This window comes from Plectonema radiosum NIES-515, assembly GCF_025753815.1.
GTDB classification, from domain to species: Bacteria; Cyanobacteriota; Cyanobacteriia; order Cyanobacteriales; family Nostocaceae; genus Hassallia; species Hassallia radiosum_A.
Map to the genome: position 1 here is coordinate 1 of NZ_JAOWRF010000162.1, position 7,424 is coordinate 7,424.

Consider the following 7,424-nt stretch of genomic DNA (forward strand, 5'->3'; position numbering starts at 1 on the left):
AGGGGGGGCAGGGGGGACAGGGAAGACAAGGAAGACAAGGGGGATAAGGGGAAAATGACAAATGATACTTTGGTGGCGTTACAAGAGTTAATTGATGTGGTGGCAAAGTTGCGTAATCCTGATGGTGGTTGTCCGTGGGATTTGGCGCAAACTCCCGAAACGCTGACACCATATGTGATAGAAGAAGCTTATGAGGTGGTAGATGCGATTAAGAGTGGGGATAAAAAGGCGATCGCTGAAGAACTGGGAGACTTACTATTACAAGTAGTACTGCAAGCGCAAATTGCCAGCGAATATCAACAATTTTCCCTCAAAGAAGTCGCTCAAGGCATTTCCCAAAAGTTAATTCGTCGTCATCCCCATGTATTTGGTGATAATGTAGAGACGCGACATGTCGCGTCTGTCGCGTCTATTGATGAAGTGCGGCAAAATTGGGAACAAATCAAAGCTGAAGAAAAAGGTGAAACGTCTCCAGAAAACCAAAAGCTAAGTTCTCAACTCAGTCGTTATGCTAAGACTCTTCCTCCAATGATAGCGGCAATGAAAATTTCCCAAAAAGCGGCAGCGGCTGGGTTTGAATGGGAAAATATTGATGGTGTCTGGGCAAAGTTTCATGAGGAGTTGGCGGAATTTGAACAAGCTTTAGAACAAGAAACACCAGCAGAACAACAAGCGGAATTAGGCGATTTATTGTTTTCGATTATTCAACTTGCGCGATGGTATAATTTTGACCCGTCAGAAGCTTTGCAAGGAACTAATCTGCGATTTCTTCAACGGTTACAAAAAATGGAGGCGTTTGCTAACCGCCCCCTTTCCGATTACACTTTAGATGAGTTAGAAACACTTTGGCAACAAGCTAAAGCTAAACTTGCACAAGAACGTTAGCAAGTCATAATTACAATTTCGCCGTGATGCCTTTGATTCTGATTAATTATGTTTTTCAGACTGACGCAGCTAACATTAATAAAACGTAAGGCGATCGCGCTACATTTGATATAATCGAAAGCTAAAACCATAATTGACTTTACTCAAATAATCCCAATCTTGTAGAGACTATTCTGTGCTACGTCTCTATGTGTATTCGATTAGATCGATAGGGTGTCGTATCTTATCAATTATTTTCTCGGCTTATTGCTATTAGCCCGATCACACGGTTAGCGGATGCAGTATTGTTAAATGAAAACCGTGTCTAGTTTCCGGTTTCAAATACCGCTCCTGTAAGGCTTGCCACTGCTGCCACAATTTATAACGATTTTCTGCTAATAAATTCACAAAAGTGGGAAGTTTAGTTTCAATTTCTGACTCAAAGACATCCCTCATCCACTCCTCTAAGACCACAATATCTTGAATTGAACCCAAAATGTCTTGAATGTTTTTAACATCTGCGAGATAAACTGAGTAAGATTCAGCGTATAAATCAGTAAATAACTCCATCTGATAGCGCACACGCTTGGCTTGTTTACGCAATGTATGGAGCATTTTGCCATTAGTTGCCAATTCTTTCTCTATCTTTTCGGCTTTTAAATCTTTAACAATGACAACTTTTGCTTTTTCTACTTGCGTTCCCACTAACCAACCCGCATCGAGCAATAAACTACTCACTTCCGGCAAAAGTAAATCTGGCAGCAATTCTTGGATAGGCAAAGATGCTACAGGTAGATAGCTTGGGTTTTCCAACCACTCATTCATTCCCTGTTTTAAAGACTTATAATGCTCATCTTTAAATCTTGCTTGCACCCCTTCTAAGGCATCTTCGCGTTGTTTAGATAAAGTATCGAAAGCTGTTTGCAGAGATTTTTGTTCTTTATGCGGTAAATTTGGACGGTAAGTGTTTTCTAAAGATTCTTTGAGTACGTCCAAATCTCGCAATGTACCAAGACAACGGGCAATTTTGCCAATATTTTTATCACTTACTGGCTTAGATAAATCTAAAGCTAGCCCAAATCTGCTGACTGCTGTACGTAAACGACGCATCCCTACTCGCATTTGATGCAGAGCTTCTGGATCTTCATCTTTCTTAACAGTTTTTTCCCACTTTAATGTTTTTTTAAAGTGTCTTTTTATTGCTTCGTGAGCATAGTCACCTAGCGTTTTTAGTTTGGCTTGTGCAACTAATTCCATAATGATTATTGATCTTTACTTTATAGTAAAAACGGCTTGATTACATTTTTGTATAATAACATTAATTGCACTTTTGATGCTTACTTGTATTTGTTTATGTTAATTATTACAAAGATTTTACTCAGAAGTTTATAAATATTTTGAGAGTGAAATATAAATTTCATAAATATTATTTTAGTAGCAAAAACTGGATTAAAGTTATACTGGCAGCCAGTATTTTTAATGATAATTTATGATATAAAACATAGGTGAGTTTTTTCACAGTTTGGTTTTATTGTGCCGACTTAGTTACACAGATTATTATCTTTGGTTAATAGGTTCCCATAGGTACAAACGTCAGAAGCCTAAATCTGATTTATCAGAGTTATGGTGCAATACCGTTGGTGTTAACGTATGTAGAGACGTTGCACTTGCTAGTCTCTACAAGGGTTTTGGGTTCACAAATATTCTTAACCGAACCGTATTGAGAGTTATGGTGCAATACCGTTGGTGTTAAACCCCAAATCCTCGTAGAGACGTAGCACATGCAACGTCTCTACATACATACAATTTTTACCACCAATTTCTTAACACCAAGGGTATTGATTTATGGTGAGGATTTGTTGATTTTAGCCAGACCAACAATGGATTTAGATGAATCGGTGCAACTTGATCGTTTGCGGAATGCTGTGAATTTGCCAGAAAATATACTTCATTATCCAGAGTTAATGCAAAATATTCCTTATAGAAATAGAATTTCGCATGAAGGCTTTACGGACGCTATTTCAAGATGTAACTCAGATACCTTCTGTATTGGTAGTTTATGACTCATCGGCAAAACTAGGCTGGTGTGACAGCTGATGTATTTCCTTTGGGCTAATATCGATTTTGGAGCGATAGATTTGAGATTTGGGATTGGGAATACCTTGTAGATTAGTTTACTGATAATGTTTAAAGGTTGGTTGAGATTGCTTGAACGGGACAGGTGGGTATACATTGTTCGCAGACGATGCAGCGCGATCGCATAAATGTCAGCTTATATGTTTCCGGATTCAGAGTCAGAGCTTCCGTGGGACAAACTCCTGTACACAAGCCACAATGGACACACGCATCTTCATCAATGACTATTTCCCCTAAAGAAAGGGAAACATTGATATTTTGCGATCGCATCCACTCAATTGCCGCATCTAGCTGATCTATGTCCCCTGAAAGTTCAACTACAAGTTTACCAATTTGATTAGGCGCAACTTGAGCGCGGATAATATTTGCTGCGACGTTGAACTCTTTTGCCAGTCTATAGGTAACTGGCATTTGTACAGCGCGTTTGGGAAAGGTGAGGGTAACTCTTTTTTTCACTTATTTTGCCATCATGTTTTTCTTTGTTTTAGCTTAAACGTTCCCTAAAAAGTTTTGGGCTAACCTTATATCTTGCACCTTCTCAATTAGCCGACTTGGGCTATGAACCAAAATCTGAAAAAAAGAGCGCATGTTAAAAATCATCACAAGGTTAATGTCAAACCTCCTGACTTATGCAAAGCCCGTTAACCAGCTTGTCAAGGTACGCGATCGCTTCCTCACCTCCCACAAAATCAGCATTCATCGCTTTCTCGTCTCAACTTTTTCTACACTGTAGTGGTAGCGTAGAAGTGCGATCGCCAATATAAAAAATCTTTCAAGCCTGGGTCGGCAGGCTTTGTATGTATAGCCCCGTATAACATTTTTGAGGGCACCTAAATTATCAACGACACAAAACAACATAACAATCGCAAAGACTTAATTAAACAATGTCCCTAAAAAAGCGATGATTGGTTTCCAAAAGATACCAGTCAACACATAAGGAGCATATCGCAACAACGGTAAGCTAGGCTGCTTCGACTGCCTTATTGGTAAACACTCTAACAAAAATGGCACTATACAAGTAAGTCCATAAGCAGTGGCTAAAGCTGTACTAAGTTTCGGAGTTTCACCGGGTATCGGGCTATAATAAATACCCAATAAGATGAAACAAATCATTAAAAATTGCTCCCACATAAACCAAGATTGAGGCGATAAAAAATAAACTATGCGAGGAAAGCCTCTATCTATTTTTTGTCGCATTCCCAACAGCACAGCCCAAGTTGCGGCTCCAACCATACCATCATCTTTTAGCCCATACATTCTTTGAAAGCGTTTAACTCCTCTTTCAGTTTCCCTGGAAAAATATCCATCAGGTTGTTTTTTAGAAAATCCCTCTTCTTGAAGAATAGTTTGCAGTTCCTTAACTGCATCCTGTGATTCTGAAGACATTTCTTTCTGACTGCGGTAAAGCTTTGGGTAAAAAAGGCAAGCCCAACTTAATGGTCCGACTATCCCATCTACTTGCAGATTATTTTTTTTCTGAAATTCGATTACGGCTACTTCTGTTTCTAAGTCAAATTTACCACTAATGTTTGCTAGAATTCCCTGAGTTTGCAAATGCGCTTGTAGTTCATCGATTGAGTCCTGTACAGAGTTTGGCGTAAAACCTCGGTAAAGTATAGGACGTTTATTAAATACACAAATTTGTTTTTCTTCAGGGAAATAAGGCTTAGGTTGTTTCAGCCCTAGTAAGAGAGTTAGCGATCTAAATGCTCTATTCATTCAGTTCTCCTTGTAGTAATCTGTGAAAAGAATAATCTGACATCTCTACGAAAGGTCGGACGTTATATCTGCATCCAGCTTGACACCACAAATAAAGGACTTATAAATTAGCTTACTGAGTTATTTTCAGACACGTCATTCACAGTGTTCAAAAAATGTTACTAATTTGTGAATAAAACGTTGTTAATTTGATAGATAAATTCCAAATTTTTGCGAACAATTTATAAGCCTTGTCCCTTATTTGTAGAGACTTCCATCAAAAAGTGTCCTTCGATAAATTTGTGATTCATACCTGCTATGAGAGCAGCGCGTGAAGATTTTGTTCGTTAAAATGTTGCTAATACCAGATTTATAACGGACTGAGAGGGTGATATTTATGTCAGATCAGTCAGAGGGTTGGAATCTACCTAAAAGTTGGAATCGCAGAGTTTTGAAGGACTGGGAAATAGATCGGCTACTGACTGATTTGGAGGCAAGAACTCGAAAGCGCTACAGACAAAATACCAGGAAAGACTTATTACTTGGGTTATTGTGTGGATATGGAATTAAGAAGATAAGTAAAGATTTACACAAGGATAATGGTGTTGTGAGAGCGGGTCTTAGTAATATCTACCGAGATATTGAAACTTTGACCGAAGAGCCAAACTACAGTGTAAAATCCAGCAACCTTGTCTACGTTTTGGAGAGATATGGATATCGCAGAGGTTGCGTTGCATCTGTTGCAAATTACCGTCGCATCCCCAGTAATCTGCCAGCACCTACTTACACACAATTTGTTGGTCGGGAGGAAGAGATGGAAACGCTACTACAACGTCTTTCTCTAAATCATGCGGCTCATATGATTACGGTGCATGGTATTGGTGGTGTGGGGAAAACGGCACTGGTGTTAGAAGCTGCTCGTTTGTGCTTAAAAGCTAGTTGTGAAAATCTTGCTGACGCATCGAAATTTGAAGCGATTATTTTCACTTCAGCCAAACAACAAGAACTCGTCCCGAATAGAATTTTTCAGCGGCAGCAGGGACAGCGTAATTTGCGCGGTATTTTTCGGGAAATTGCCAATACTTTAGACGACGTAACGATTATTCAGTCTCCCCCTTCGGAGCAATTTGACCGGGTGCGTCGTAGTCTCTCCAGACAGCGATCGCTTTTAATTGTAGACAACATGGAAACCATCGATGATCGAGATGAGGTCATAGACTTTCTCTACAATCTGCCTGTTTGCGTCAAAGTAGTAATTACTACCCGCGAACGAATGGCTTTACTGCCAATTAGTTTGCAAAACTTGCCCTTAAATGATGGTTTGCAATTAATACAGCAACAAGCTAAAGAAAAAAGTATAACTCTTAACGAGCAAGATTCTAAAGACCTCTACGCTCGCACTGGCGGAATTCCCCTAGCGATTGTTTATGCTCTCGGTCAAGTCTCTAGTGGCTATTCTCTCACATCAGTGTTAACACAGCTAGCTTTAGCTACAGGTGATGTGGCTAGTTTCTGCTTTGAGCAATCAGTGCAAGGAATCATAGAACAGCCACCCCATCAGTTATTAATGTCACTGGCAATTTTTCCTGACTTTCCCTTGCAAGCTGCTGTAGCTGAAGTTGCTGGACTGACAGCAGCACCTGATTGTGTCAATCTTGGCTTAGGACGCTTGCAGGAACTGTCTCTGATAACTCATAATCAAAAAACTGGACGATATGAGATGCTTTCTCTCACTCGCGAGTATGCTTTAGCACAACTAGCTGCTGACCCAAATTTTGAGAAAGAAGCACGAGAACGCTGGGTAAAATGGTATCTCGATTTTGCCCACACTTATGCTGGAGAAGATTGGGAAAAGTTGATATATTACAACAAGCTAGAGGAAGAACACGGAAATTTGCGTGCGGTACTTTATTGGTGTAAAGACCAAGGTTATTATGAACAAGTTAGGGATTTATGGCTTCTGTTAAATCACTATGCAAATCTTTACGCCGATTGGGATGAACGTCTAGATTGGTTGCAATGGCTGATAGAAGAATCAAAACGACGTTATGAATGGTCATCTTTTGTCAAAATCGCGATCCGCAAAAGCTGGCTGCTGATTCGAGAGTGTTCAGAGCAAAGTTTGAAAGAAGCAGAGGAAATTTTGCAGGAAACGTGGGTTTTACGCCACCATGCAGACTTGTGCGTTCAAGCTGATTTAGCTGAAAGTATCGTCAGGCTGCAAATCAGATATAAAAATTATGAAAATGCCCGTCACTGGCTGAATATAGAAGAAGAATTGGTGCATGAAGCGCATTTAGACCAGTACAAGCACATTCGTTATTTTATCCCAGTTCTCTACCACCGCGCCGAAATCTTCTATAAAGAAGGTCAATATGCCGAAGCTAAAGCGCTTTTTCAACAAGCCATGCAAAGTGCAGAACAAATAAAGTGGCATCGGGTAATTAACTCGGCTCAAAATTGGTTGGCTGATATTGCCATTCGAGAAGGCGATCGCTTTGCAGCTCAACAACTATTAATTCAAGGCTTGGCTGTAGCCCAAAGCCACAAAAATAAACGCCGTCTTGCTCGCTATCAACGCTCTCGCGCTTATTGGGAAAAAAAATGGGGAAGTCCGGAAGAAACACAGAAATTTGCCATCAAAGCAATAGATAGTTTTGAGCATCTAGGGATGACGCTAGATGCAGAAGAAATGCAATTTTTACTTAATTGCTCATGAGGGGCAA

Annotated in this window: 8 protein-coding genes; 5 read left to right on the plus strand and 3 right to left on the minus strand. The window is 39.9% G+C overall.

Annotated features, from left to right (window positions below; all coding sequences use genetic code 11):
- The first annotated feature begins 54 nt into the window (after positions 1-54).
- Positions 55-885, plus strand: a complete 831-nt coding sequence (gene mazG, locus OGM63_RS10930) for a nucleoside triphosphate pyrophosphohydrolase (protein WP_263745565.1) — start codon at positions 55-57, stop codon at positions 883-885.
- 261 nt (positions 886-1,146) lie between these two features.
- On the opposite strand, the gene OGM63_RS10935 is transcribed toward mazG, so the two are convergent.
- The gene (locus OGM63_RS10935) at positions 1,147-2,121 is read right to left on the minus strand and encodes a CHAD domain-containing protein (RefSeq protein WP_263745558.1); all 975 of its coding nucleotides are present in this window, start codon (positions 2,119-2,121) and stop codon (positions 1,147-1,149) included.
- A gap of 274 nt (positions 2,122-2,395) precedes the next feature.
- Here OGM63_RS10935 and OGM63_RS29805 point away from each other — a divergent pair, with 274 nt between their 5' ends.
- Complete coding sequence (locus OGM63_RS29805; protein WP_375340480.1) at positions 2,396-2,617, plus strand: DUF3616 domain-containing protein; 222 nt, start codon at positions 2,396-2,398, stop codon at positions 2,615-2,617.
- Between the two features lie 28 nt (positions 2,618-2,645).
- Positions 2,646-2,927 carry a DUF3616 domain-containing protein gene (locus tag OGM63_RS10940; protein ID WP_263745560.1) on the plus strand — a complete coding sequence of 94 codons (282 nt, stop codon included), beginning with the start codon at positions 2,646-2,648 and terminating at the stop codon, positions 2,925-2,927.
- A 124-nt stretch (positions 2,928-3,051) separates the two neighbouring features.
- Here the strand turns inward: OGM63_RS10940 and OGM63_RS10945 are convergent, their stop codons facing one another.
- Complete coding sequence (locus tag OGM63_RS10945; protein ID WP_263745561.1) at positions 3,052-3,456, minus strand: NIL domain-containing protein; 405 nt, start codon at positions 3,454-3,456, stop codon at positions 3,052-3,054.
- 173 nt (positions 3,457-3,629) lie between these two features.
- On the opposite strand from OGM63_RS10945, the gene OGM63_RS10950 reads away from it, so the two are divergent.
- Positions 3,630-3,764 carry a hypothetical protein gene (locus OGM63_RS10950; protein ID WP_263745562.1) on the plus strand — a complete coding sequence of 45 codons (135 nt, stop codon included), beginning with the start codon at positions 3,630-3,632 and terminating at the stop codon, positions 3,762-3,764.
- A gap of 109 nt (positions 3,765-3,873) precedes the next feature.
- Here the strand turns inward: OGM63_RS10950 and OGM63_RS10955 are convergent, their stop codons facing one another.
- Entirely contained in the window at positions 3,874-4,719 is an 846-nt protein-coding gene (locus OGM63_RS10955; RefSeq protein ID WP_263745563.1) for a peptidoglycan-binding domain-containing protein, read from the minus strand.
- Positions 4,720-5,095: 376 nt separating this feature from the next.
- Here OGM63_RS10955 and OGM63_RS10960 point away from each other — a divergent pair, with 376 nt between their 5' ends.
- Positions 5,096-7,417 (plus strand): AAA family ATPase, encoded by a 2,322-nt coding sequence (locus tag OGM63_RS10960; protein WP_263745564.1) that lies wholly within the window; start codon positions 5,096-5,098, stop codon positions 7,415-7,417.
- Positions 7,418-7,424: the final 7 nt, after the last annotated feature.